This is a genomic window from Pseudoalteromonas sp. MMG005 (assembly GCF_018101015.1).
In the GTDB taxonomy this organism is placed as follows: domain Bacteria; phylum Pseudomonadota; class Gammaproteobacteria; order Enterobacterales; family Alteromonadaceae; genus Pseudoalteromonas; species Pseudoalteromonas aurantia.
Map to the genome: position 1 here is coordinate 257,371 of NZ_JAGJEK010000002.1, position 26,427 is coordinate 283,797.

Consider the following 26,427-nt stretch of genomic DNA (forward strand, 5'->3'; position numbering starts at 1 on the left):
TATGTTATCCATCGTAATTTATAGTTGCTCTAGCCCACATACGTTACGCTTTGTAACAATTTAATCGTCTTATATGCTGTGCTTTTATTGTAATTAAAGCATTTAAAGTTACGCAGATAATCAAATGTAATCTGATGATTATAAAATGTTTGGTAACTCGAAATCTAGTGGTCCTCTTTTTAAAACATAAAGAGGAGTAAGAGAAGGTATTTTCTAGTTCGACATTACCTTGTACCCTTAGGCTTAACTGACGTTAAAGTACTAATAAAGGAATAGTTATGTTTATTGCATTAAAGTGGGATCATCAAATAGGCGCACATTTTGTTTCATGGTTAGTTGTTGAGTGTTCATCTGTCACTGAAAAGTTTGGGTTACCTCAAGCTATGCCGCCTAGGAGAGACGTGGCTTATTTTGTTGATGACAAAACTGCTGAGCAAGATGCAAAAGCGTTTGCTACTTATAAGAACAGTGCGAAAGAGGAAGGGAAGCAGGAGCATCACTATTCTGCTTATTTATCGGCGCACCATGGTTACAGTCATTATGAGTGGGATCATTCGTATTTCTCAGGGTTCATTAAGCATGCAGTACTGTATTGGGAGGATGGTGCACATATTAAACCTAGTCCCGTCAGAGATGATGTTGCTTATTTTATATGCCCAGGTAACTCAGAATTAGACAGCCGATTTTTTGCTCAATATAAAGTGAGGCAGTACTCGATAGAGGGGATGGAGCCCCCTCTTTGAAGTTTAATTTAAGTCTGATTGCGCAAAATCGGGATAGTGTGCGGGTTTAAACTTATTTAAGTTAGTTAGAAAGCGACTATCTTTAATGGGCAGCGTTGCTGAGCCATAGTCAAAACGATTTAATCTTTCCCTAAAGGCTGTATTATCGAGGCCATCGCTTTGTATTTCATACCAGCTTACAATAGGGGGTGTAACAAATCGGTTATATTCATTTTCTGCATACTCGGTGTTTTTCGCAAAACGCAATGCATGGGTGAGTATTCCGTCTTTATGATAGACGATTTTTAGGTGGCCGTTTTCAAAAGGTAATTCATTTGCTATTTTTGTAACGAGTTTGCCATGTGCACTATAGCTACCATGCGTTACAACAGAGTCATGTGTCCATATAGCCGCATATTCCCAATCATGGCGATGGCCACCACCGAAAAACGGAAAAATTTGGTCTTTTTTGAAGTACAGGGCGTAAAAGTGGCCGCAAAACTTCCCGTTGACAGTTTCATGGCAAGCGTATCGATGAAAGGTATTTGACGTGTTAAGAAATGATAGCGCTCGGCAGTTTGTGCCGAGTCCTTGAGAGGTTTTTAGGCCAGTATTTTTAATCCCTTCCTGACTTATTCCAGAGCTAGGTAAGCAACCGTCAGTGTCAAAATCAAAAACGGGCTCGGTATTATTGATAACATAATCTTCAGGAAGAGCCTCTGCTAGAGCTACGAAGTCGTTTGCAATTGAGATTGGGCTCATAAGAAAGGCTAAAGGAAATAAAAAAAAACATATTCGTTAAGGTATGTGGTTTTAGTAATATTGTCATCTTATATACTCGTAAAATGACGACTATAATCTCGCTTTATTACAACAAGATAAAATCTATATTATTGCCAACCATTACTTTGTTGAAGTATTTTTTAGTTTGTTCTGGTAATCAGCTTTTACCAGTTCAAGTGCAGCAAGTACTTCAGTCTCAGGTAAATCATGTTGCTCTAACAACATAATTAAATCGATGGCCAGTTTTATATGTGAGGGGGCTGATTCTAGTGGGCTGCTCATTCTGGCGTAGCTCTTTTTTTGGCAACTTGGCTCATTGCGACATCGATAGCAATATTGACACGCTTTTCCATTTGAATTCGTTCATGCTGAGGTAAATAAAATGCCATGTCAACATCGTAGCGTATATAACGCGCTGGGAGTTGATTTAGAATTGTACAACAAAAGTCAGCCATCACTTCATCGCTATACTGTGTACTCAGACCTCGTTCAATCAGCAGGTCTAGCATAATTTTTTCATAATAATTATGCACGTCGTCATGTAGTTTCATTATGTTTTCCTACTGTAATTGATATAGATAAGTTTATACTAAAATAAGGTGCTTATCGACCTAGACAATAAAAACCTAGGCAACAAAGTGTAGAGCAGAGATGGGGAACTGATTTGATGAATTTAGCGGTTTTGTTGTTTTTCTGCAAACTGGATTTTTTCTTCGGTCGCTGAAATTGCTTTTCGACATCGCCCAAGTCTGCCGTGCAATGTCAAAATTTCTTGGTTCAGTGCGCTTGATTGCGCGCTTGTTGCATTATTTAACTGGACTTTGCGCAATTCAATCATTTCTACAAGTCTGCGTTCGAATTCATGGTTTTGAGAGAGCTCTTGATACAAATCATGAGAGCTTTGTACAATTTTTTTTACTGCACTACGGTAAACTTTCTTTTTCTTTGGATAGGAGATTTTATTTTCTTTAGCCCATACCGATGTGGATTTTAATACCTTTAATATCGCTTCAATTTGTGTGGTCACTTTACGCAGTGCAAAAGCATAAACGTGCCTTTTTTCTGCGGGGGGAAGGTGTTCAACCACCGATTTTATTTCATTGACATAGTCGATTAGTTGTAGGCTTTTTGTGGTAAATACAGTGCGGTCAAATAAACTCGGCTGCGATTGAATATAGCGATTCTTTGCAAACCATTTGGCATTATCGAATTGCTGAGCTTGTATCGCTAAATGCTCAATTTGGTTATGTAATTTCTGTAATGCTGTGTTCATGATAAATAGGCTTCAACAATGAGCTTAGCTGCAAGGATTATCACAATGGTATTGAAAAGTGGCTTTATCAGTTTGCTGCCAAACTTAATCGCTGAATGCGCGCCTATCCATGCGCCAAGCATAAGAAACATTCCCATAGTGACACCGAGTATAAAGTTGACGTGTCCAAGTGCAACAAATGTAATGAGCGAAATAAAATTAGATACGAAGTTCATTGAACGGGCTAAGCCACAATTGAGCAATAAACTCATTTTATAAAGAAGGCTATTAGAAGCCGTCCAAAAAGTACCGGCTCCGGGCCCTGCCAAGCCATCGAAAAAGCCTAAAGATAAACCTTGAAGCCATTGCTTGATTTTTAACACATTACTTTTTACTGGTAGCGTGTGTGCTTCGGTTGGGCTCAATTTACCAAATAAACTATAGCAGGCAACTATGATGATGATAATGGGTAATAACTTATTTAAAAAGTCAGTACTTAATTTATCAACTAGCAGGGTACCAAGTATTGATCCAATGGCAGTTGCAAGCACTGAGGCAGCCCAAAATCGAGGGTTAAATAATTGTTTTTTATAATAGGTTACGCTTGCAGTAATGGAGCCAAAACTGGCCGCTAGTTTATTAGTTCCTAGCGTTAAGTGAGGCGGCAGCCCAGCAGTAAGTAATGCCGGAACGGTCAGCATTCCACCGCCACCAGCAACAGCATCAATAAACCCAGCGGCAAGGGCAACCAGGCATAATAACCCCCATGTCATTGGGTCAAGGGCAAGTTCAAACATGATTAATCAATTTGTCTCTTAAATGGTGGGAGAGTATCTAACATGGCTTTACCATATCGCTTAGAGACTAAACGCCTATCGAGCACTGTGATACGGCCAAAGTCCGATTCTTTTCGAAGCAGTCTACCACAGCTTTGCACTAATTTCTTGGCTGCATCGGGAACCGTAATGGTTAGGAATGGATTCCCGCCATTGCTTTGGACAAATTCGGCTTGAGCCTCCTCAATTGGGGAGGTAGGTACTGCGAATGGGATCTTAGTTATAACTAAATTTTCTAAATATTTACCAGGGAGGTCGAGTCCTTCGGATAAACTTTGGGTGCCAAATAAAATGCTGCCTTTGCCCGCATCAATTCTTTGTCGGTGCGTTTTCAACAAACTGTCTCTAGACTGCTCCCCTTGAACAAGGACTTGCCAATTATTAGCCCGTATAAGTTTCACGACATGCTCCATCTGCCAGTACGAAGCAAACAATACAAGGTTGGCTTTTGTGTTGTCGAGGTATGTAGGGAGTATATCAGCCAAATAGTCACTAAATGCTTTGTCAGTAGGTTCTTTGGTTGTTGCCGGTAAGTGAAGGATTGCCTGTTTGGGATAATCAAACGGAGATGTAGCACGAATATATTTTACGCCAGGCTCGTTACGTAACCCACTTTCTTTCGCGAAGTGATCAAATGTACCAAGTGCACTGAGTGTTGCGGAGCAAAGTATGGCACCGGCACATTCTTGCCAAAGTTTATCTTTTAAGTAGTATCCAACTTCAATAGGGCAATCACACAGTAAGTGGTCATGGTGATGTTTGTATTCTAGCCGTTTAATCCAGCGTGCATGCGGGACACTTTCTCCTTTACTTGCATAACTAAACCAAAGTTTATTTAACTGCTCTAAACGATTTATATAAAGACCGCTCTCAGCGAGTAAAGGGTCAGCTAAGTAAGGTTTAACATCTCCATCACTGACATCTACAGTCAGTGCATCGTGCATTTTAGATAGCGAACGAAGCGCATCTAAAGTGGCATCACTAATATCTTTGGCTTTACTGGTTAACGACTCGGGGACGACGCCATGCTCAAATCGAAAAGTATCATCGTCATTATAGGTAAAGTCAGCATTATCTAAGATATCTCGGACTGAACGTAAATCTTTATTGGCATCATTTGCGGCATCATTGAGTTTAAAATTTTGTCCTATTGCTTTTTGGGACTCGATAACATTGGCCATTTTACCACTGAATTTAAGCAGTTTATCTAGCCAGTCAATTGTGCCTTTAATTGTTGCAGCAGCAGAAGAGAAATCTCGGGTAATGTGTGGTAAATGGTGTGCTTCATCAATAACGTAAAATGACTCAGCAGGTTCAGGTAAGATCTTTCCACCTCCGAGTTCCAAATCGGCAAGCAATAATGCATGATTAACTATTAACACATTCATTTGCGCCATTTTTTGCCGAGCAAGATGAAATGGACACAGATGGTGAGATTTCATCTGTCGCTGGCAGGCGTGTTTATCGCACGCAATCAAGTTCCACACTTTATCCGGTATAGTGTCAGCCCAACTATCTCTATCTCCTTGCCACTGTTTATTTTGATATGCCTTTTGAAGGTCATGCAAACATCGCTGTTCCATGTCCGAAAGTGGGGAAGAGAGCGTCGGCACTATAGACATTTGCACTGTATCTTCACTGAGTGCAGCATTGAGTTTTTGAACACATACATATCGTTGTCGACCTTTGACAAGGTCAAACTTAAATTCGAGGCCCGAGTGTTCTTTGAAAAAAGGTAACTCTTTGTCGATTAATTGTTCTTGCAACGCGACTGTAGCCGTAGAAATGATCAAAGTCTTTTTCTTGGCAAGCGCAAGTGGCAATGCACCTAAGCAATAAGCGAGCGATTTTCCCGTCCCAGTACCAGCTTCAATGACGCAGATTCTTTGCGTTTTGTGATATGCACCGGCGAGTGTTTTAGCAACTTCAGCAACTAGGTAGTTTTGACTCGAACGAGGACGATAACCGTCTAAGTTGTCGGCTATGTGTTTATGGGTTTGCCGAATCGTTTTTTTCAAAGCGTCTGAAAGCATGTTAATCGCCTAAATTCATATATATGTATATAATTACAGTATCGAGAGCTATTTTAGATGGGGAACTGGTTTGACACAAGCGGTCTACCCGGGATTTATATTATCACGCCAACAGGTTAATCATAAAGGTCAACTTAATCTGTGCTTTTGGCTAAAAACTGAACAGGGAGTGTTTAGAGCCATAGTTGAAGCACAAACTCCGGTGTTTTTTATTCGCCAAAGTGAAGTTGAAAAAGTCACACACATTTTACAAGCTCGAAAAATACATACAGATATCCGGGATGTGAAGTTAAAGCATTTTGATGGCGAAGTGGTCTGTGCGTGTTATTTCACGACGGCCAAGAGGCTGTTTGATGCGAAACGCGTGTTAAAAGGCCAGTGTGCGTTATATGAGGATGATATCCGGCATCACGACCGCTATTTAATGGAACGATTTATTAAAGGTGGTGTGTGGGTTACTGGCAATTATGTTCAAAAGCTAGGGTATGTGCAAATAAATGACGCTCGGTTAAAAGCGTACCCAGACTACACACCTCAATTGTCAGTGCTGTCGTTGGACATTGAATGTAGCGGTGAAGGAATATTGTTTTCTGTAGGGCTAGCAAACAGTGAAACTCAGTGCGTTATTATGGTCGGAGCGCCTCAAGAGGGTGATGAATACATCATTTGGGTCGCTGATGAGATTGAGCTGCTATACACCTTAATGTCAAAAATAAAAGAGCTAGACCCAGATGTATTCATTGGCTGGAATGTCATTGAGTTTGATTTCGTGGTGCTTGCAGAAAGAGCACTGGCGCTGGGTATTGATTTGATATTAGGAAGGGATGATGAAGCTATTTATGTGTATCGAGGTAATTATGTTCGAATACTCATCAGCGGAAGAGTGGTCATTGATGGTATTGATACCTTAAAAAATGCAACGTATCACTTTGAAAGCTTCAGTCTCGCTAATGTCTCTAAGCATGTACTCGGAAAAAGTAAGCTATTAGAGCAAGATAATCGACTAGAAGAGATTATTCGTCAATTCAATGAAGATAAGCTGAGCTTAGCTGCCTATAACCTGCAAGATTGCCAATTAGTACTGGCCATTTTTAGTAAATTGAAGTTGTTAGATTTTGCAATTGCTCGTACGAGATTAACCGGGCTGGAATTAGAACGTATGGGGGGATCTGTTGCGGCATTTACCAATTTGTACTTACCGCTGCTACATCGCAGTGGTTATATCGCGCCAAATTTAGGGGAACACGGACTGAGTTTTGACAGCCCTGGTGGGTATGTTATGGAATCTAACCCTGGCTTATATCGTAATGTTATTGTACTTGATTATAAGAGCTTATACCCATCTATCATTCGCACATTTTTAGTTGACCCTTTAGCACTTATTACTGGGTTAAGAGCGCCTGCTGATGCTATTACAGGTTTTAATGGCGGTGTCTTTTCACGAGTTCATCATCATCTCCCCGAGCTCGTTGCTCAGCTTCTACACGCTCGCCAGGAAGCTAAGTTAACCTCAGACCCCATGTTGTCGCAAGCGATAAAAATAATTATGAATAGTTTATATGGCGTATTGGGCTCGACAGGTTGTCGGTTTTATGACCCGAGACTTTCAAGCTCAATTACTTTGCGAGGACATGAAATTATGATGCAAACAAAGGCTTGGATAGAAGCTGAGGGTTATGAAGTTATTTATGGAGATACAGATTCTACATTTGTCTGCCTTCCAGAAAGTTGGGATGTCAAAAAGTGCAATGATACTGGCTTAATACTGATGAATTTAATTAATGAACGCTGGAGAGAATATTGTGATGTGACGTTGCAGCTTCAGAGTTATTTAGAAATTGAATTTGAGACGCATTATAGTCCGTTTTTCTTACCCACAATACGTGGGGATAAAAAGGGGTCAAAAAAGCGTTACGTGGGACAAGTATTGGATAAAGGACATCATAAATTGGTGTTTAAGGGCATGGAGTCAGTGAGAAGCGATTGGACTAAAATTGCGAGAAACTATCAGGAAGAATTATTTGAGGCGTTATTTAGTGGACAAGATTTGTTTGAAATAACGGAACAATACATAAATAACATCCGTCAGGGTAAAGTGGATCGTTTGTTGTTATATTCGAAACGATTGGGGCGGGAGATTGAAATGTACACAAAAAATGTCCCTCCACATGTAAAGGCAGCTCGAAATCATATGATGAAAAACCCTGCAATAAAGTATCGAAAAGGCCAGTTGGTAGCCTATACCATTACATTTGATGGGCCTCGTGTAGATGCGGTTCGAAGTGAGATTGATTACGAACATTATATAGAAAAGCAGATTTTTCCCATTTTGACGATGTTACCTAACTATGAAAATGTTTTTTTTAAGTTAACGGGGCAGAAGGGTTTTTCTTTTTAATATCATTGGTTTGTTACGTGAAAGTTGATTTATTGTTTGTTTTTGTTTTAGGTAATTGACATTAATTCAATAATTAGTGTTGACGCTTACGTCACTGCTTGTTTAATATTCATGGTGAATGTTGCTTTTGTGCAATTAAATATAGAGGCTTAAGCCCGAAAAATTACAAGCTACTAACAAGTGGTCCTGGGAGATACAAATGTTAAATCAAAAAGTTTCAAAAGCGGTGCGTTTAGCTATCGCATTTGGCGCTGCGTCAACAGCTGCTTTTTCAGCAAATACGTTTGCTGCGGAAGGTGATGAACAAGTTGAACGTATTGAAGTTACCGGTTCAGCAATCAAACGTACAGATTTAGAAGGTGCGTTACCAATTGATGTTATCAGCGCAGCTGATATTGCAAAAACAGGTGTTACAAGTGTACCTGACCTTATCGCAACGTTACCTTCAATGCAGGGTTTCACTACTGCAGGTGAATCTGTAGGTGGTGGTGGTGGTGGTATTCAAACTGCTTCACTAAGAAACATTGGTGCAGAGTATACGCTAGTACTTTTAAATGGCCGTCGTATGCCTTCTGCTGACTCAGGTGGCACTATCAACCTGAATAACATCCCTTTAGCTGCTGTAAAGCGTGTTGAAATTCTAAAAGATGGCGCATCAGCACTATACGGTTCAGATGCAATCGCGGGTGTTGTTAACTTTATTCTTAAAGATGACGTACAAGATACGACTGTAAGTGCACGTTTTGATAAGCCAAAAGACACGTCAAGCTCAAGCATTTCATTAACAACGGGCTTTGGTGATCTAAGCTCAGATGGTTTCAATATCTTAGCGTCAGTAAGCTATGAAGAGCAAGATAACCTTCAATCAATTGACCGTGATTTTGCTAAAACAGGTTTCATCAACTTTGAACATGGTGGCCAAAATTACCTAGCAGCCGCAGGTTCTGTAAATGCAATCCCTGGTAATGCTTATGTAACTTATAACACGCGTGATGCAGATGGTAACTTTGTTTATCAAAAGGATGCTGATACGGGTGAATTCCTTCTTGATAAAGACGGCAACAAGCAAAACGTTACAGCGACGCATTCTTTCAACCCGTATGCAAAAAACAATAATGACACATGTCATGAGACAAGTGCGCCATCTGGTACAGCTTGTCAGTTTGACTATACAAGTACGCTACAAATTCAGCCAGAGACTGAGCGTACTAGCTTCTTCTTAAGTGGTGTTGCAGAAATTAACGATACAACTGAAGCTTATTCTTCATTGTCATACACAGATTTCTCATTGACATCGCGTATTGCACCTTACCCTACAGGCACATTTACATTACCGACAGATTCAGGTGTTGTACAAGATAATGTGATCCCTCACCTTCCAGCTAATGTATTAGCTGACATGACACGTGTTGCAGCTCGCTGGCGTACACTGCCAGGCGGCAACCGTACAGATGAAAGAAACACGAAAACAAGTCATTTTGTTGCAGGTTTACGTGGTGAGATCAACGAATGGTCATACGATGTTGCTGTAACTGCAGGTGATTCTAAGCAAGAAAACACTCGTCTTACAGGTTATCCGTTAACAGAACCTTTCATGGCGCTTGTAACTTCCGGTAAGGTTAACATCTTTGATGCGCCAGAGAACCTATCTGATGAACAGCGCAAAATGGTAGCAGATACAATGTTCAGTGGCCTTTGGGAGACAACTGATACATCAATGCTAGCGGTTGAAGGTAAGCTATCAGGTGCAATTGCAGACCTAGATGCAGGTACTGTTTATTTAGGTGTTGGTTTTGATTACCGTCAATCAGAGTACTCTCTAACGAATGGTAAAGGACAAAACGACGAGATCGTATTGTTTGAGTCAGCGGGTACTGAATTTGATTTAGACCGTGATGGTTACGGTGCATTTGCTGAGATTATTGTTCCAGTACTAGAGAACTTAGAAGTAACAGGTTCACTCCGTTACGACAACATTGGTGGTGTAACTGACTCACTACGTACTGGTAACACAAGCGTAAGTGATGACGTAAATGATACGACGTATAAGATCAGTGCATCTTACCGTCCTACAGATGAGTTACTACTTCGTGCATCATACGGTACAGGCTTCAAAGCACCAACAATGCGTCAAATTGGTGCACCTCGTCTAGAGTTTGGTGTAACAGCAACAGCGTATGACTGTAATGCACTTCTAGGTGCAACAAATCACCCACTTAAGCAGTTCTGTAACCCTGAGAAAATTCAGTATGACGTATACCGTGAAGGTAATGCGAATCTTTCTCCAGAAGAGTCAGAGCAATACTCAGTAGGTTTTGTATGGGCTGGTGATTCAGGCACAAGTTTCGGTGTTGATTACTGGAACATTGAAATGACAAACCAAGTTCGTCGTTTAGAACCAAACCAAATCTGGTTTGATTCTGCAACGTACGCAGATAAGTTTGTAACTAAGATTGATAATGGTACCGGTGATACTGTACTTGCCATTATTCGTTCAGCACAAAATGTTGGTAAATCAAATACATCAGGTATTGATTGGCATTTCGACCTAACAAATGAGTTATCATTTGGTACATTGAAAACGTCTATCCAAGGTACTTACCTAATTGAAGATGAGAGCCTAAAAGTTGGTACAACTGATGAGTGGGATACTAGCCTTGGCCAAGTAGGTCCAGATGAGCAAGTTGCTTTCCGTAATATCATTAGTGTTAACAATACTTTGACGCATGGCGACTTTACACACAGCTTGAACATTCGTTCACGCAGCGGGTATAGAGATGCTGCTGTAGGTGTTGCATTCCGAGTTTCAGAAGCAGATGACGTAACAAAAACTGTTGACGGCAACCTTATCCAGAAGCAAGTACCAGTATATACATTGTTTGACTACCGTTTAGGTTATGCTTATGGTGACAATGCAAACTTTACATTTGGTATTAAGAACTTATTTGATAAAGAGCCACCTTTAACATTCAATGGTTCAGCTGGTCACCAAGTAGGTTACGATCCACGTTATGCTGATGCATATGGACGTACTTTCTATGTTCAAGCTGATTACACGTTCTAATCATTCGTTAATTATTTAATTAGCTATTTGTATAAAAGCCTCACGAAAGTGAGGCTTTTTTTATGCCTGTTTACTGAAATTCAATTTTACAACTTATTTTTTTACATGTTTTTTGTCGATAATTTAAATTATTGAAATTTATTTCAAATCCCGAATTTTGCACTTTTAAATTTTTACTTAACTATTTGTTATCTTTTTTTATCTGTGTGATTTTATTTAAGCTCCTGTTTTTAGTGCTCACGTTCCTTTTTTAATCTGCTTTCTGCTGTTTTTTATTTTACGTTATTATCCCGGTATTTGGGATTATTGGCTTGTGCGTGGTATAACTCAAAGCTAATTAAGTGTTGACCTACGCTTTTTTCAAGGATTAGTATGTCACGCAGTTGTGAAATCGGTACTTTTGAATTGAAATTGAATCGAAATTTTCAACATACAAATAAAAATTATATAGATCAGTAGTTTACATATTTGCTGATCCCAGGGAGAAATAACACATGTTAAACAACAAAGTTTCAAAAGCTGTTCGCTTAGCGTTCGCATTTGGTGCAGCTTCAACAGTTGCCTTTTCAGCAAATACATTTGCTGCAGACGGTGAGCAAGTTGAACGTATAGAAGTTACTGGTTCGGCAATCAAACGTACCGATTTAGAAGGTGCGTTACCAATTGATGTTATCAGCGCAGCCGATATTGCAAAAACAGGTGTTACAAGTGTACCTGATCTAATGGCAACTTTACCTTCAATGCAGGGCTTTACTACCGCTGGTGAATCTGTAGGTGGTGGTGGTGGTGGTATTCAAACTGCTTCATTAAGAAACATTGGTTCGGAATATACATTAGTACTTCTAAATGGCCGTCGTATGCCATCTTCTGATTCAGGTGGTACAATCAACCTGAATAACATTCCTTTAGCGGCTGTAAAACGTGTTGAAATCCTAAAAGATGGCGCTTCTGCACTATATGGCTCTGACGCAATCGCGGGTGTTGTTAACTTCATTCTTAAAGATGACGTTCAAGACACAACAGTAAGCGCGCGTTTTGACAAACCTCAAGATACATCAAGCTCAAGCATTTCATTAACAACAGGCTTTGGTGACCTAAGTTCAGATGGTTTCAATATCTTGGCATCAGTAAGTTATGAAGAGCAAGATAACCTTCAATCTGTTGATCGTGATTATGCTAAAACAGGTTTCATCAATTTTGAGCATGGTGGAGAGCAGTATCTAGCTGCCGCGGGTTCTGTAAATGCGATCCCAGCTAACGCTTACGTAACCTATAACACGCGTAATGAGGCTGGTGATTTTGTTTATCAAACAGATAAAGACACTGGTGAATTTCTTCTTGATGATGACGGTAATAAGAAACATAAAACTGCCACACATTCTTTCAACCCATACGCAAAAAACAATGGCGGCACGTGTCATGAAACAAGTGCGCCATCGGGCACCGCATGTCAGTTTGACTACACAAGTACATTACAGATTCAGCCAGAATCAGAGCGAACGAGCTTTTTCTTAAGCGGTGTTGCAGAAATCAATGACACCACTGAAGCTTACTCTTCATTCACACATACTGATTTCTCTATGACGTCACGTGTTGCACCATATCCAACTGGTACGTTCACGTTGCCAACAGACTCAAGCATTGTACAGGCAAATGTAATTCCTCACCTTCCAGCTGATGTTTTAGCTGATATGACACGTGTAGCTGCTCGCTGGCGTACCCTGCCAGGTGGTAACCGTACAACTGAGTACAATACTAAGACAAGTCACTTTGTTGCTGGTTTACGTGGTGAAATCAACGAATGGGCATACGATGTTGCTGTGACTGCAGGTGATTCTAAGCGTGATGAAACTCGTATTACTGGTTTTCCACTAGAAGATGAGTTTATGGCGTTAGTAACGTCAGGTGCGGTTGATATTTTCGATGCTCCAGAAAACCTTTCTGACGAACAGCGCCAACAGGTTGCAGGCACTATGTTTAGTGGCCTATGGCAAACAACTGATACATCAATGTTAGCATTTGAAAGTAAGCTATCAGGTGCAATTGCAGATATTGATGCTGGTACTGTTTATTTAGGCGTTGGTTTCGATTACCGTCAATCTGAGTATTCTCTTACAAATGGTGCAGGTCAAAATGCAGAAGTGGTACTATTTGAATCAGCAGGCACTGAATTTGATTTAGACCGTGATGGCTACGGTGCATTTGCTGAAATCATTGTTCCAGTACTTGAAAACTTAGAAGTAACAGGTTCACTACGTTACGATAGCATCGGTGGTGTAACTGATTCACTACGCACAGGTAACACGAGTGTAAGTGACGACGTAAATGATACAACGTATAAGATCAGTGCATCTTACCGTCCAACGGATGAGTTGTTAGTGCGTGCTTCATATGGTACAGGCTTTAAAGCACCTACCATGCGCGAAATTGGCGCACCGCGTTTAGAATTTGGTGTAACAGCAACAGCATATGATTGTAATGCACTTTTAGGTGCAACTAATCACCCACTTCAACAGTACTGTAACCCTGAGAAAATTCAGTATGATATGTACCGTGAAGGTAATGCCGAGCTTTCTCCTGAAGAATCAGAGCAATACTCAGTAGGTTTTGTATGGGCTGGTGACTCAGGTACAAGTTTTGCGATTGATTACTGGAATATCGAAATGACAAACCAAGTGCGTCGTTTGGAGCCAAACCAAATCTGGTTTGATTCAGCAACGTATGCAGACAAGTTTGTTACTAAGGTTGACAAAGGTACTGGCGACACTGTAGTTGCAATCGTTCGTTCAGCACAAAACGTCGGTAAATCAAATACATCAGGTATTGATTGGCAATTTGATTTAACAAACGAGTTGTCTTTTGGTACATTGAAAACGTCAGTCCAAGGTACTTATCTAATTGAGAGCGAAAGTTTGAAAGTTGGTACTACTGATGAGTGGGATACTAGCCTTGGTCAGGTTGGTCCTGATGAGCAAGTTGCTTTCCGTAATATCATTAGCATCAACAACACATTGTCACATGGTGACTTTACACACAGCTTGAATATTCGCTCTCGAAGTGGGTATAGAGATGCTGCTGCTGGTGTTGCATTCCGCGTTTCTAAAGCGGATGATGTTTCAGAAGTGGTTGATGGTAACTTAATCCAGAGACAAGTACCGGTGTACACTTTGTTTGATTACCGTTTAGGTTATGCCTACGGTGATGATGCAAACGTTTCATTCGGTATTAAGAACTTGTTTGATAAAGAGCCTCCAATTTCATTCAATGGCGCTGCTGGTCACCAAGTTGGTTATGACCCGCGTTATGCTGATGCATACGGACGTACTTTCTATGTTCAAGCTGATTATACATTCTAATAATTAGTAACTAAATCACTTCTAATTTAGAATAAAAAAACCTCACTTATGTGAGGTTTTTTATTTTATTACAAAGCTGTTTTTATTTTAAATGAAGTAATTAAATAGCTAAAAAATTAAATAATATTAACAGTTTTACTGGCCTTATTATATTTAATGCTAAACCCAGACCATGCCGGTAGCTCCCACCGTTTAGGTAAACCTTTTCTTTTACCATTAAGATAATGCAGCGTTATCCGCTTGGCGTTGAAATGATATTCAACACTCATTGCTAAATCATTCAATTGAATTTCAAGTGGATGCTTCTCTACGAAAGATGACACTTCCCAAGTCTCGATACCTTGATAAGTTATATCGGTAGGATCAATTAATTCTAAATCTTGTTGTTCATCGACTCCAAGACTCTTTAATTTATTATAAATGTACGAATCTGAATGAGGCGTGTCGTCGATTATATTATTGGCCTGATTATATAGTGAGTGGTACTTTATTGCTTTACTAATTTGTTTTCCAATAGGTGAAAATAAATTGTCATTTAATATAAGTTCACAACATGCATCAAGCAGAGCGGGTCCTTGCGGTATTAACTTCTTCTCGCTAATTTGCACACCAGAATAAGAGTATATTGAATTAACCATGATAATATCGTCGATTAACTCTGCATGACTTATAGTATGTTCCCCTAAATTTAATTTATTGATTAATGAAGTTGAAAAGGGCGCATTGAGTGTGGCGAGAGTCATAGCTTGTTTAGTACCTTTTCCTGCTAATGCGTAAGTATTGAGCACGAGCATTGCCTGACATTGCGCACTGATACGAGAATCTTTTGCTGGTATAACTTCAATAGTACCATTGCCAAATGCACCCCGTCGGTTTTGGCGCTTTATGTAAACTGAGTTCGGTTTAGCGTAAGCGATAGCTTCAATTAAATCACTGTGATTGAAACTTGCTGCATATTTTAGTTCAGGCAAGTCAAATGCACTACGAAGCAACTCACTAAATTGGATGGCTTCACGCAGTGCATCACACTCAATAATAAGGTCGGTTACTTGGCCTCTTACTACCCCAATCGCCAGTTCTAAGTCACACGCATTTGGGAGCTGCAGATTCAATGATTCAATTAACGTTTGTTGCTTTGGAAGTTGGTAAACCTTAGCAGGAACAGTGAGCAGTGCTGCAATATCAATCATGGCTTGTTTAAGAGAGTTATTTGGCATTGAATTGATAAGGTATGCCAGCTCTATATCGATAGGTAGAGGGTATAACCTCTTACCTAAGTCAGTTGCCTTGCCTTGCAGATCAATGGCACCTATCGAGGTTAATATTGCTACCGATGCCTGTTTTGATTTAAGTGGCAGTGCTTCGATAAACTCTAATGAATCAATACCATGACTAGAGCAAGATGCCGCTAATACGAGTTCAGTTAGGTTTTCTCGCAGTATTTCAGGCGGAGTGGATGAAATCAAAGGTGCATACTCCCCGTATAATCGTATACACAGGCCTTGTTGCGTGCGTCCCGCACGTCCTAAACGTTGTTTGGCAGAATCTTTGCTAATTGTATCTAAGGCCAGTACTGTCTTTTCTGCACGAAGATGAGTACGTCGTTCTAGGCCAGAATCAATAACACAGCTTATATTGGGTATGGTCAACGATGTTTCAGCAACATTTGTGGAAAAAATAATCCGTTGCTCGGTTTGCGCTTTTAACGCAAGTTCTTGTTGTTGCTTAGCGCATCCCCCATACAAGCTGACGACGAGTTTATTCAATTTTTTTGCTGCGGCAGCGGCAGCCTGTATTTCGGCTTTACCAGGTAGAAACACTAGGATATCGCCTTGCGTTTGCTTTAATGCATAGCTACATGCATCAACTGTACGTTCGATAAGCTGGTCTTTTGAAGGCATTTCGTTACTATTTGAAGTAAAGAAAACTTCTTCTACCGGATACATGATACCGTCACTGTGTAGCAGTTTTGCATCAAGATAATCTGTTAGTTTTTTGGTGTTGAGTGTAGCTGAAGTGATTATCAGGCGATGTTCTTTATGTTGCTTGAGTAAAGCAAGCATCAAATCTATATCCCAACGACGTTCATGGAATTCGTCTAACATAACGACACGAAATTGACTCAGTTTGTCCTCAAAAAACCACCTGAGAGCAACCCCTGGCGTAACAAATACCACGTCTGATTGTTCATTGAAATGTGTTTCAAATCGAATAGCATAGCCTATTTTAGAGCCAAGTGGTTGGCCACTTTTTAGAGCTAAGTACTCAGCTAGCGAGGTGCAAGCAATTCTCCTCGGTTCAATGACAAGGACCTTACCGATGTTGCTTGCCCAAATCGGTAGACAAGTTGATTTACCAGATCCAGTTGCGGCACTGACAATCACATCACTGTGTGTAATTGTAGAAAGAAAATCGGTTTTTATCTTATCAATTGGGAGAGTGTGCATCGAGTTCCTGGAGACGTGTCGTCATTTAGAGTGACGCAATTTTATCAAATTCATATTGAAAACACTGCATGTCGTACCAATTTAGTTTTAAAAGGTGAATAAGTAATCAATATGATAATCAATAGTATGTTATTACTGGCATTGGTGGCGTTTGTTCTGGTTTATTGGCGTTGGGATGAAGTACAAGGCTATGTTTGGAAAAGAAAATATCAACAGCAAAGTTTGTCTGAACAAGATAAAGCAACCTTACTAAAGTATATGTCAATTTATCGCAATATGACCGATAAGGAGCGACATGCTTTGGAGTGTCATATTGTGTGGTTTTTAGGTGAAAAGCGCATCCTTGGTCGCGATGGGCTTAAAATTAATCGCGCAATGGAAGTAATTGTGGCAGCAGATGCATGCTTGTTAGTGCTTAATAAACCATGGCCATTATATCCCAACGTGAAAGAGGTACTTTTATATCCAAGCAGTTATTATGTGCCACAAACCAGTAAAGATGGCGCAGGGCTAGTAAATTACCATACATCTGTGAGGCAAGGCGAATCTTGGCCTGGAGGTACACTTGTTTTAAGTTGGCATGATGTACTTGAAGGCAATAGATTACCGGGAGATGGACATAATTTGGTTTTCCATGAGTTTGCACATCAGCTCGATCAGCAAACGGGACATACCAATGGCACACCTGAGTTGTCCAAGGGTCAAGATTACAAAGAGTGGGGAAAGGTGTTTCAACGTGCTTATAGTAATTTAAAAAGCCATGTGGCGTATCAGATGCCTCATGTCATACATAGCTATGGTGCCACGAATGAAGCAGAGTTTTTTGCGGTGCTAACCGAAACATTTATCGAAAAGCCCCATGAATTGAGAAATTATGATCCAGAGCTTTATGGGTTACTGCATCAGTATTATCAATTTAACCCAAGCAGCTGGGTTTAGTGAGCGTTAATTTCAGTCATTGATGGCATTTTTCTGGAAATTTGCAGGTTATTTTGTTGGTATAGTCACAACAACATAACCAGAGTAAAAAAGTAATGAAGAAGTACTTACTAAGTGCCCTCGCATTGGGTGTATCTATAGCAACAACAGCACAAGAACAAGAAAAACCTGAAAAGTGGCAAGTCGATACACCGCCAGGGCAGTTTATTGATGCCAACATATCGGTTGATCAAGGTACTTGGATGAATATCGATGTGAGCCCGGATGGCAAATCCTTGGTATTTGATTTACTTGGTGATATTTATATTATGCCGATGTCTGGGGGCCAAGCTAAACAATTAACCAGTGATATTGGGTGGCAGATGCAACCACGCTTTAGCCCCGATGGACAGTCTATTGCCTTTACCTCAGACCAAGGAGGGGGAGACAATATTTGGGTGATGAATATCGATGGCTCAGAACAAACAGCGGTAACAAATGAAACTTTTCGGTTGTTAAATAGCCCTACTTGGAGTCCTGATGGGGATTTTATTGCAGCTCGTAAACACTTTACAGGGACTCGCTCCTTAGGTGCAGGAGAAGTGTGGCTGTATCACAAAGCTGGTGGCCAAGGTGTGCCGTTAACGACACGTGAAAATGACCAAAAGGATTTGGGGGAGCCTGCGTTTTCACCTGACGGAAGATATGTGTATTTTTCACAAGATGCGACTCCAGGTAAAACGTTTCATTACTCAAAAGATTCAGTTGCTGGTATATATAAAATCAAACGCTTAGATCGAGAAAGTGGAGAGATAGAAGTTATTTTATCCGGTATGGGCGGCGCGATTAGGCCTACGCCATCACCAGATGGAAAACATTTGGCGTATGTTAAACGAGATGACTTTCAATCTAGCTTATATCTCTATAATTTAGAATCTGGGAAAGAAACTAAGCTCTATGGCAATTTAGAGCGAGATATGCAAGAAACTTGGGCTATTCATGGTGTTTACCCGACCATAGCGTGGACTCCTGATAATGAGGGGTTAGTTTTTTGGGCTGGTGGCAAACTTCATGAATTGGATGTTGAGAGTAAAAAGTCTCATGAAATTGCTTTCTCTGTAACCACAACCAAAAAAATTCAAAAAGCATTACGCTTTGCACAGAACATCGATCAAACCGAGTTTGACATTAAAATGCTCCGTAACGTGCAGGTTTCACCAAATGGAGAAACGGCTATTTTCGAAGCGCTAGGACATATTTATAAGCGTGATTTATCTTCAGGGAAAGTGAAACGACTTACTCGTCAAAATGATCATTTTGAACTGTTTCCACAATTCTCTAGAGATGGTAAAAAAATTGTTTATGTGACTTGGGATGACCAAAAGCAAGGTAGTATTCGAGTCGTATCTGCAAGAAATGGCAAAGGGAAAGCTATCACGTCACAAAAAGGGAAATACGTCGAGCCAACGTTTAGCCCTGATGGTAAAACAATCGTCTACCGAAAAGTTTCTGGAAGCAGCTTATTGGCCCGTGAGTGGTCATTAAAAGCGGGTATTTATCGGGTGTCGAGTAAAGGTGGAGATGCTGAGCTTATTTCAGAAAAAGGTTTTCAACCACAGTTTGGAGCGAATAATAATCGTATTTTCTTAATGAATGAAGCGCCCAAACCACAGTTACTGGCAGTAGACCTTGATTCGAAAAAAACCAAAGTACTGTATAATTCCAATCATGCGACTGAGTTTAGAGTATCGCCAAATGGGAAGTATTTGGCATTTGCAGAACGGTTTAAAGTGTTTGTTACACTATTTGTAGAAAGTGGTAAGCCAATTACTATTTCACCATCAGATAAACAGTTTCCAGTTGAGCAGCTGTCACAACGTGCCGGTGAAAACATCAGTTGGAGCACCGCGAGTGACACATTATATTGGAGTTTAGGGCCTGAGCTGTACCACGCAAGCTTGGATGGCATGTTTGACATTAATAAAGCTAAAGATGCCGATTTCAAAGTTAAAAGTGGTGAGTCGATAGGATTTAAGCATGACATGGCTGAACCGAGTGGGTTCACTGCATTAGTCGGGGCTACGATTGTTACCATGGAAGGTGATAAAGTGATCCATAATGGCGTAATACTGACAGACGGTAAGCATATCAAAGCCGTGGGGAGCACTGAACAGGTCAAGATCCCTAAAGAAGCAAACATTGTAGATGTATCAGGTCAAACTATTATACCGGGGATTGTTGATGCACACGCCCATACATCACAAGGCAGTAGTGAAATTATCCCAGAGCAAAACTGGCGCAATTTAGCGGGGTTGTCTTTGGGTGTTACAACAATTCATGATCCTTCGAATGATACAACGGAAGTTTTTGCCGCCAGTGAATTACAAAAAGCGGGTAAAATAATTGGGCCTCGGATTTTTTCAACCGGGACGATATTATATGGCGCGAATGTGGCGGGCTATACTTCACATATTGATTCATATGAAGATGCGAAGTTTCATCTAGAACGCTTGCAAAAGGTCGGCGCGTTTTCTGTGAAATCATACAATCAACCGCGTCGCGAGCAACGTCAACAAGTTGTCGAAGCGGGTCGAGAATTAGGTATGATGGTGGTGCCTGAAGGCGGCTCGTTACTGCAACATAACTTAACCATGGTTGTAGATGGCCATACTGGTGTTGAGCATTCAATTCCTGTGGCGAATATTTATGATGATATTGAGCAGTTATGGGCACAAAGTGATGTGGGTTATACGCCGACGTTAGGTGTCGCATATGGGGGTATTTGGGGGGAAAACTACTGGTATGATAAAACGGACGTATGGAATCACCCTAGATTAAGTAAATTCGTACCTAAGAATCAACTGTTGCCACGCTCTATGCGCCGTATGAAGTCACCAGATCATCATTATAATCACTTTAATAATGCGCGTGTCGCGAAAGAACTGCAAGATCTTGGCATTTTAGTTAATCTTGGCGCACATGGTCAACGAGAAGGGTTAGCTGCTCATTGGGAGATTTGGATGTTTGCACAAGGTGGAATGTCGTCTTTAGAAGCACTACGAGCAGCCACGCTTGACCCAGCTAAATATGTGGGGTTAGATAAACATATCGGCTCGATAGAAGTCGGAAAACTGGCTGATCTAGTGGTGATCAATGGTGATCCTTTAAACAACATACGAGATACAGACAAAGTGTCTTATACTATGATCAATGGCCGTTTATTCGATGCTGCAACAATGCAAGAAGTTGGGAAAAAGCCCAGAGCGAAGCTATATTTTGAGGAATAATTAAGCCGTTTATTTTGGGCCCTGCATTAATGCGGGGCTTTTTGATACAACGGTTTTAAGACTATTTGTTGAATTTATACATTCAGTAAACGTTGTGTAACCTTCGATTTAGGTTGGGCAAATATACTGGCTGTGTTTCCATACTCTACAACCTTACCACGGCTTAGTACCAGTAATTGGTCGCTCATATGTTTCACTAGACTCAAGTGATGTGTAATTAAGATAAAGCTGAGCCCGGACTCTTTTTGTAACTGTAATAACAAATTGACCGTTTGTGCTCTTACTGATGGATCTAATGATGACAAGGCTTCATCTAGTACAACGACTTTTGGGTCTAAAATTAATGCACGGGCAAGTGCGACACGCTGTAATTGTCCGCCACTGAACATGTGAGGGTAGTATTCATAATGTTCGCTCAGTAGACCGACGCGACTTAAAGTAATTTTGATCTTTTTGTTGCGTTGTAAAGATGTTAAGCCAGTGTTGTATTTCAAGCAATCATCTAACATATCACCGATGGTAATACCGGGATTCAATGAACGAGTCGGATCCTGAAAGATCATTCTAATATGGCGACACTGGTTTTGTCTTACACCGTCATCTTCAATGGTTTTACCATCGAGTAATATTTGCCCGCAATCAGCATGATCTGCGCCAGCTAATAATTTCGCTAAGGTACTTTTTCCAGAGCCCGTCTCGCCAATGATCGCCAAAGTTTCACCTGGCCCAACCGCAAATGAGATTTCTCTTAAAACCTGAATATGTTTGCGCTTGAAAATACCCGCGCGGCTTCTAAATGACTTACTGAGCGCTTGTACTTTTAAGACTGGTTGCATTTTTGCTTGTCCTTAAAAAGTGGAAAATGGCAAGCGTATGCGTGACCGTGACTTTTATTTTGTAAAGGTGTCACAACACACTGCTTTTGCGCTTGAGGACAACGCGGTCCCAGTCGGCAACCAATAGGCAAATGTTGCAACGGTGGGATTGTGCCTTTGAGTGCATAGAAAGGTTCTTTATGCGCTAATCCTTGGGCATAATCGGGTAGGCTCTTAACCAGAGCTTGTGTGTAAGGGTGCAGTGGTTCATAAAAAACTTTTTGCGTTGGTCCAGCTTCGACCATTTGTCCGCAATACAGCACATGCATGGCATGAGACCAATGGGTGATCTCTTCTAATTCATGAGAGATCATTAATATCGACATATTCTTTAACTGATTCAGGCTTTTTAATAACCGAAATATTTGTGCGCGCGTGGTGCTTTCTAATGCCGTGGTTGGCTCATCAGCAATCAGTAGCTTAGGGTTTCTAGCAATCGCCATGGCTATCATTACTTTTTGGCATACACCTTCTGAAAGCTCGTGGGGGTAGCTGCTAGCGACTTTGACGTGTTCGCGGATCCCGACTTTATGCAGCAGCGCTTTCACTTTTTCTTTGCGCTCTGAATTACGGCTGAAAAATCCTTTTTTAAATGTTTTTTCAGGCAAAGACTCGGCAACTTGTTCAAATATTTTAGCTGTAGGGTCTAAGCTGCGGCTTGGTTCTTGGTAAATCATCGCCATATCTTTGCTGACAATTTTCCGGCGTTTTTCTGCACTTAAGCGCATTAAGTCAACACCCTGCCAATGCATGCGATCTGCGGTGACGGTCCAACGAGAATTGAGTACACCAACAATCGCTTTGGCAATGAGGCTTTTCCCTGACCCAGACTCGCCCACTAATGCATGTACTTCACCTTCTTTTAGGCTTAAGTTTACTTTATCAACGGCGCGAATAACGCCATCTTCAGTACGAAGCTCTATGGTTAAGTTTCTTATATCCAGTAGTTGCATTAGTCAGCCTTACGCTCTTTTAATACCTGTCTTAATCCATCACCAACTAAGTTTGTGGATAGTACGGCAATGAATAACAGTACACCAGGTAAACCCACAGTCCATGGTGCCAAATAAATTAGGCCTAAATTTTCAGCCAAAATTGCGCCCCATTCAGTGGTTGGAGGCTGAGCGCCTAACTTTAAAAACCCCAAGGCTGCAATATCTAAAATAGCAGTGGATAGTGCCATAGTAAAAATTACGACAATATGTTCGTAAATATTTGGCAGCACGCCACGGACTAATAGTTGCCACCGAGACGCACCATCAAGTCGAAATGCACTGATGTAATCTTTATTTAATTCATCGACGACGAGGTTTCGGATAGAGTGGACATATTGTGGGAGCAGTGCAAAAATAATTGCCCAAACAGTATTAAGTAAGCCTGGGCCCAAAATAGCGATAATAATTATCGCCAGCAATAGTGATGGAATAGATAATGTTATATCTAATAAATGGTTTAGCACGCTCGAGCGAAATCCGTGGCTTATTCCCGCTAAAGTCCCGAGTAATACTCCAACCAATGTGGTGATGAGGGCTGCGATTATAGACAAACCAAAAGTGAATGTAGCCCCATTCATTAAACGAGATAACACATCTCGGCCTAAGTCATCTGTGCCTAAAATAAATCTGACATCCCCTAAGTCATGCCAAGAAGGGGGCAGAAGTAGTGCATCGCTATGTTGTTGATTAATGCCATAAGGCGCGATAAATGGTGCTGTCAGCGCAAGTAAGGTAAGAGCAATAAACACCCATAGAGCGACCAATGCAGGGTGGTTGCTTTTAAATTTTCGCCATAATCTGGACAGCGGTGAACGGTTTGATTCTTCGCTAAAAAGGCTAAACTTTGCCATATGCTTGATTCCGTGACAAAGGGTCAAAAAGAGTATGACTAAATTCAGCGAGCATATTTGCTAAAATAACGAACATAGACACAGCTAAAAGGCCGCCTTGAATAGCTGGATAGTCGCGTTGGTATATACTATCAATCAGCCAACGTCCGATCCCAGGCCAAGAAAAAATGACTTCAGTGACCATAGCTAAGGTGATCAATGTACTAAATTGTAGTCCGATTTGTTTGATAACGGGAAGTAGTGCGTTTCTAAGCGCATGATGTAAAATGAGTTGACGTCGATTGAGCCCTTTTGCACGGGCTGTTTTTATATAGTTTTGTTCTAATACTTGCAACATTGAATCGCGCGTAAAGCGCACGAGTACGGTGGTAGGGTACATTGCTAACACAATGGTGGGCAGAGCGAGGTGCCTTAATGCATCAAAAAAGGCGAGTCCATGATAGGGGAAGCCTTGAATGATAATATCCACCAGGATGAAGTTGCTAACGGGCTGTATTTCATACAATAAGCCGATTCTGCCTGACATGGGAAATAGCCCTAATCCAAGACAAAAAACCATGATCAACAATAACGCAAGCCAGAATATGGGAATGGAAAAGCCCATCAAAGTGAGAGAGTTTATAACGCGGTCAGGCCATCTTCGATGGTATGCTGAAGCGATTATTCCAGCGGGAATACCGAGTAATACTGCGACACATAAAGCGTAGACACACAGCTCTAACGTTGCTGGAAAAAGTCGCGTAACATGCTCAAATACATTTAACCCTGATGACAGCGATATACCCCAATCTCCCGTTGCAATGCGTGCTAAAAATGCCCCATATTGCACCAACAGGCTTTCATCAATGCGATACTTTTCGACCAGAGCTTGTGCCTGGGTGTAATTGGTATTTACTTGGCCACTAAAGTTAGTCAGTACATCGCCTGGAAACAAATAATTAAGAGAAAAGGTAAAAATTGTCAAAGTGACAACCATAAACAGCAGCAAGCTTAGTCTTCGTAATAGATATTCAATTAACATTATTTACGCCTTACTCGACCAAGTGAAATACCACCAAAGGGCCTAAGAGTAACGCCCGTTATGTCATTGCTAGTGGCTTGAAATCGAACGCCATGTGCAATGGGGATCAATGGAAGTTGTTCTATCAGCATTTGTTGCGCTTTATGGTAAAAAGTTTTGCGTAAATTAATATCAGTCGTATCTAAAGCTTGTGTAAGGAGTAAATCAAACTCCGGATGACACCAATTAGCAGGGTTTTTTCCACTAAAAGTAGCGGTGCAACTTAACAGTGGACTAAAGAAGTTATCGGGGTCGGGTGTGTCAGCTGCCCAGCCGAGCAGGACACTGTCATGCTCATGATTGCCAATACGTTCAATAAAGGTATTCCATTCATATTCAACGATCTTTGCCGAAATACCAATATTCTTGAGGTCACTCTGTATTAGCTCAGCCATTTTTCGTGCGTTCGGATTGTAAATTCGTGAGACTGGCATGGCCCAGAGCGTCATATCGAAGCCATTTTCATAACCTGCTTCTTTGAGGTACTTTCTTGCCAATGTGGGATTGTATTGGGGCATATTTTCTTGTGCTTTAAAAGCCCATGAAGAGGGCGGCAAGTGGGAGCGAGCTAAAATACCGTTGCCATAAAAAACTGCTTGCATTATTTTATCGAAATCAACTGAGTGCGCGAGTGCTTTACGCACGAGTAAGTTATCAAACGGAGGTCGTTCAGTATTAAATGCCCAATAGCCAATATTAAGATTAGCCGCTTTATCAACTCGGATGTCTTCTCTGGCATTGAGCACACTTAATTGTGTTGCACTTGGGTGGGCGGTAATATCACACTCTTTGGTCAACATTTTTGCAATGCGGCTGGTACCATTGGTGGTGATGTCAAACACAAGTTGTTGCATGGGTACACTGTGTTTCCAATATTTTTCATTACGGTGATAACGCACCAGATTATCGCGCAAAAAGTTTTTATATTTATATGGACCTGTCCCGATGGGAAAATGGTCGAAAGCGGGTTTATTTTCTTGAGCGATAAGCTGCTGAGCATACTCTTGCGATAAAATAACGGCAAAATCGGTAGCAATATTAGATAGAAAGCTACTTTCCGCGTTAAATAACTCAAATCTTACAGTATGCTCGTCTACTTTGATGACTTGGCGTATTAGTTGATCGGTTCCTACGCTTTGAAAGTAAGGGTATTCAGCGTCTCCGACGAAATGGTACGGGTTATACACATCAAATAGACGGCTAAAAGAAAATACCACGTCATCTGCGGTTAATGGCCTTGAAGGTTGGAAGTAATCAGTACTATGAAATTCAACGCCTTGGCGTAATTTAAAGGTAATGGCTTTACCTTCATCACTGACTACCCAACTGGTGGCTAATTCAGGTTGAAATTCGGCAGTTTCAGGATCAATACTGATCAGGGTGTCGTACAACTGGCTTGCAATCAGGTCAATAGTCGAGCCTGTTGTTGTGACCTGAGGATTAAAAGACACAGGGTTGGCTTCAGCGCAATAAACTAGGCCCTGAGATTTTTCATTTGTTAACTGTGGGCTCGCATCAACACAGCCAAGTAAATAGATACATATCGCACC

General features: G+C 40.9%; 18 protein-coding genes. 6 read left to right on the forward strand and 12 right to left on the reverse strand.

What is annotated here, in order from left to right:
* The first annotated feature begins 278 nt into the window (after window positions 1–278).
* The gene (locus tag J8M01_RS03150; RefSeq protein WP_211056972.1) at window positions 279–743 is read left to right on the forward strand and encodes a hypothetical protein; all 465 of its coding nucleotides are present in this window, start codon (window positions 279–281) and stop codon (window positions 741–743) included.
* A 3-nt stretch (window positions 744–746) separates the two neighbouring features.
* Here J8M01_RS03150 and J8M01_RS03155 read toward each other — a convergent pair whose 3' ends face one another.
* The 6 genes from J8M01_RS03155 to dinG form a co-directional block, all read right to left on the reverse strand.
* Window positions 747–1,484, reverse strand: coding sequence for an NPP1 family protein (locus J8M01_RS03155; RefSeq protein ID WP_211056973.1), 738 nt, complete (start codon window positions 1,482–1,484; stop codon window positions 747–749).
* Between the two features lie 141 nt (window positions 1,485–1,625).
* Entirely contained in the window at window positions 1,626–1,787 is a 162-nt protein-coding gene (locus tag J8M01_RS03160; protein WP_210995499.1) for a DUF2496 domain-containing protein, read from the reverse strand.
* On the reverse strand, window positions 1,784–2,056 hold the full coding sequence (locus tag J8M01_RS03165; RefSeq protein WP_210995500.1) for a late competence development ComFB family protein: 273 nt from the start codon (window positions 2,054–2,056) through the stop codon (window positions 1,784–1,786). Before J8M01_RS03165 ends, J8M01_RS03160 begins: the two co-directional genes overlap by 4 nt.
* A gap of 122 nt (window positions 2,057–2,178) precedes the next feature.
* Window positions 2,179–2,781: a primosomal replication protein gene (locus J8M01_RS03170; RefSeq protein WP_211057024.1), complete on the reverse strand. Its 603-nt coding sequence runs from the start codon at window positions 2,779–2,781 to the stop codon at window positions 2,179–2,181.
* On the reverse strand, window positions 2,775–3,554 hold the full coding sequence (locus tag J8M01_RS03175; protein ID WP_192508294.1) for a TSUP family transporter: 780 nt from the start codon (window positions 3,552–3,554) through the stop codon (window positions 2,775–2,777). The genes J8M01_RS03170 and J8M01_RS03175 overlap by 7 nt, the downstream gene beginning before the upstream one ends.
* Window positions 3,555–3,556: 2 nt before the next feature.
* On the reverse strand, window positions 3,557–5,626 hold the full coding sequence (gene dinG / locus J8M01_RS03180; protein ID WP_211056974.1) for an ATP-dependent DNA helicase DinG: 2,070 nt from the start codon (window positions 5,624–5,626) through the stop codon (window positions 3,557–3,559).
* A 70-nt stretch (window positions 5,627–5,696) separates the two neighbouring features.
* On the opposite strand from dinG, the gene J8M01_RS03185 reads away from it, so the two are divergent.
* The 3 genes from J8M01_RS03185 (at window position 5,697) to J8M01_RS03195 (ending at window position 14,444) form a co-directional block, all read left to right on the forward strand.
* The gene (locus tag J8M01_RS03185; protein ID WP_211056975.1) at window positions 5,697–8,024 is read left to right on the forward strand and encodes a DNA polymerase II; all 2,328 of its coding nucleotides are present in this window, start codon (window positions 5,697–5,699) and stop codon (window positions 8,022–8,024) included.
* 199 nt (window positions 8,025–8,223) lie between these two features.
* Complete coding sequence (locus tag J8M01_RS03190; RefSeq protein WP_211056976.1) at window positions 8,224–11,088, forward strand: TonB-dependent receptor; 2,865 nt, start codon at window positions 8,224–8,226, stop codon at window positions 11,086–11,088.
* A 494-nt stretch (window positions 11,089–11,582) separates the two neighbouring features.
* Entirely contained in the window at window positions 11,583–14,444 is a 2,862-nt protein-coding gene (locus J8M01_RS03195; RefSeq protein WP_211056977.1) for a TonB-dependent receptor, read from the forward strand.
* A 116-nt stretch (window positions 14,445–14,560) separates the two neighbouring features.
* Here J8M01_RS03195 and J8M01_RS03200 read toward each other — a convergent pair whose 3' ends face one another.
* Window positions 14,561–16,891: a DEAD/DEAH box helicase gene (locus J8M01_RS03200; RefSeq protein WP_211056978.1), complete on the reverse strand. Its 2,331-nt coding sequence runs from the start codon at window positions 16,889–16,891 to the stop codon at window positions 14,561–14,563.
* A 114-nt stretch (window positions 16,892–17,005) separates the two neighbouring features.
* Between J8M01_RS03200 and J8M01_RS03205 the strand changes: the two genes are divergently transcribed.
* Window positions 17,006–17,830: a M90 family metallopeptidase gene (locus tag J8M01_RS03205; RefSeq protein WP_211057025.1), complete on the forward strand. Its 825-nt coding sequence runs from the start codon at window positions 17,006–17,008 to the stop codon at window positions 17,828–17,830.
* Window positions 17,831–17,925: 95 nt separating this feature from the next.
* Window positions 17,926–21,096 carry an amidohydrolase family protein gene (locus J8M01_RS03210; RefSeq protein WP_211056979.1) on the forward strand — a complete coding sequence of 1,057 codons (3,171 nt, stop codon included), beginning with the start codon at window positions 17,926–17,928 and terminating at the stop codon, window positions 21,094–21,096.
* 74 nt (window positions 21,097–21,170) lie between these two features.
* Here J8M01_RS03210 and J8M01_RS03215 read toward each other — a convergent pair whose 3' ends face one another.
* Genes J8M01_RS03215 through J8M01_RS03235 form a run of 5 tightly spaced genes read right to left on the reverse strand, consistent with a single transcriptional unit; the run spans window position 21,171 to window position 26,415 of the window.
* Complete coding sequence (locus J8M01_RS03215) at window positions 21,171–21,932, reverse strand: ATP-binding cassette domain-containing protein (protein ID WP_192508286.1); 762 nt, start codon at window positions 21,930–21,932, stop codon at window positions 21,171–21,173.
* The gene (locus J8M01_RS03220; RefSeq protein ID WP_192508285.1) at window positions 21,917–22,924 is read right to left on the reverse strand and encodes an oligopeptide/dipeptide ABC transporter ATP-binding protein; all 1,008 of its coding nucleotides are present in this window, start codon (window positions 22,922–22,924) and stop codon (window positions 21,917–21,919) included. Before J8M01_RS03220 ends, J8M01_RS03215 begins: the two co-directional genes overlap by 16 nt.
* Window positions 22,924–23,817 carry an ABC transporter permease subunit gene (locus tag J8M01_RS03225; RefSeq protein ID WP_192508284.1) on the reverse strand — a complete coding sequence of 298 codons (894 nt, stop codon included), beginning with the start codon at window positions 23,815–23,817 and terminating at the stop codon, window positions 22,924–22,926. The genes J8M01_RS03220 and J8M01_RS03225 overlap by 1 nt, the downstream gene beginning before the upstream one ends.
* A complete protein-coding gene (locus tag J8M01_RS03230; protein ID WP_210995509.1) occupies window positions 23,804–24,838 on the reverse strand; it encodes an ABC transporter permease in 1,035 nt (344 codons plus the stop codon). Before J8M01_RS03230 ends, J8M01_RS03225 begins: the two co-directional genes overlap by 14 nt.
* A complete protein-coding gene (locus J8M01_RS03235) occupies window positions 24,838–26,415 on the reverse strand; it encodes an ABC transporter substrate-binding protein (protein ID WP_312037116.1) in 1,578 nt (525 codons plus the stop codon). Before J8M01_RS03235 ends, J8M01_RS03230 begins: the two co-directional genes overlap by 1 nt.
* Window positions 26,416–26,427: the final 12 nt, after the last annotated feature.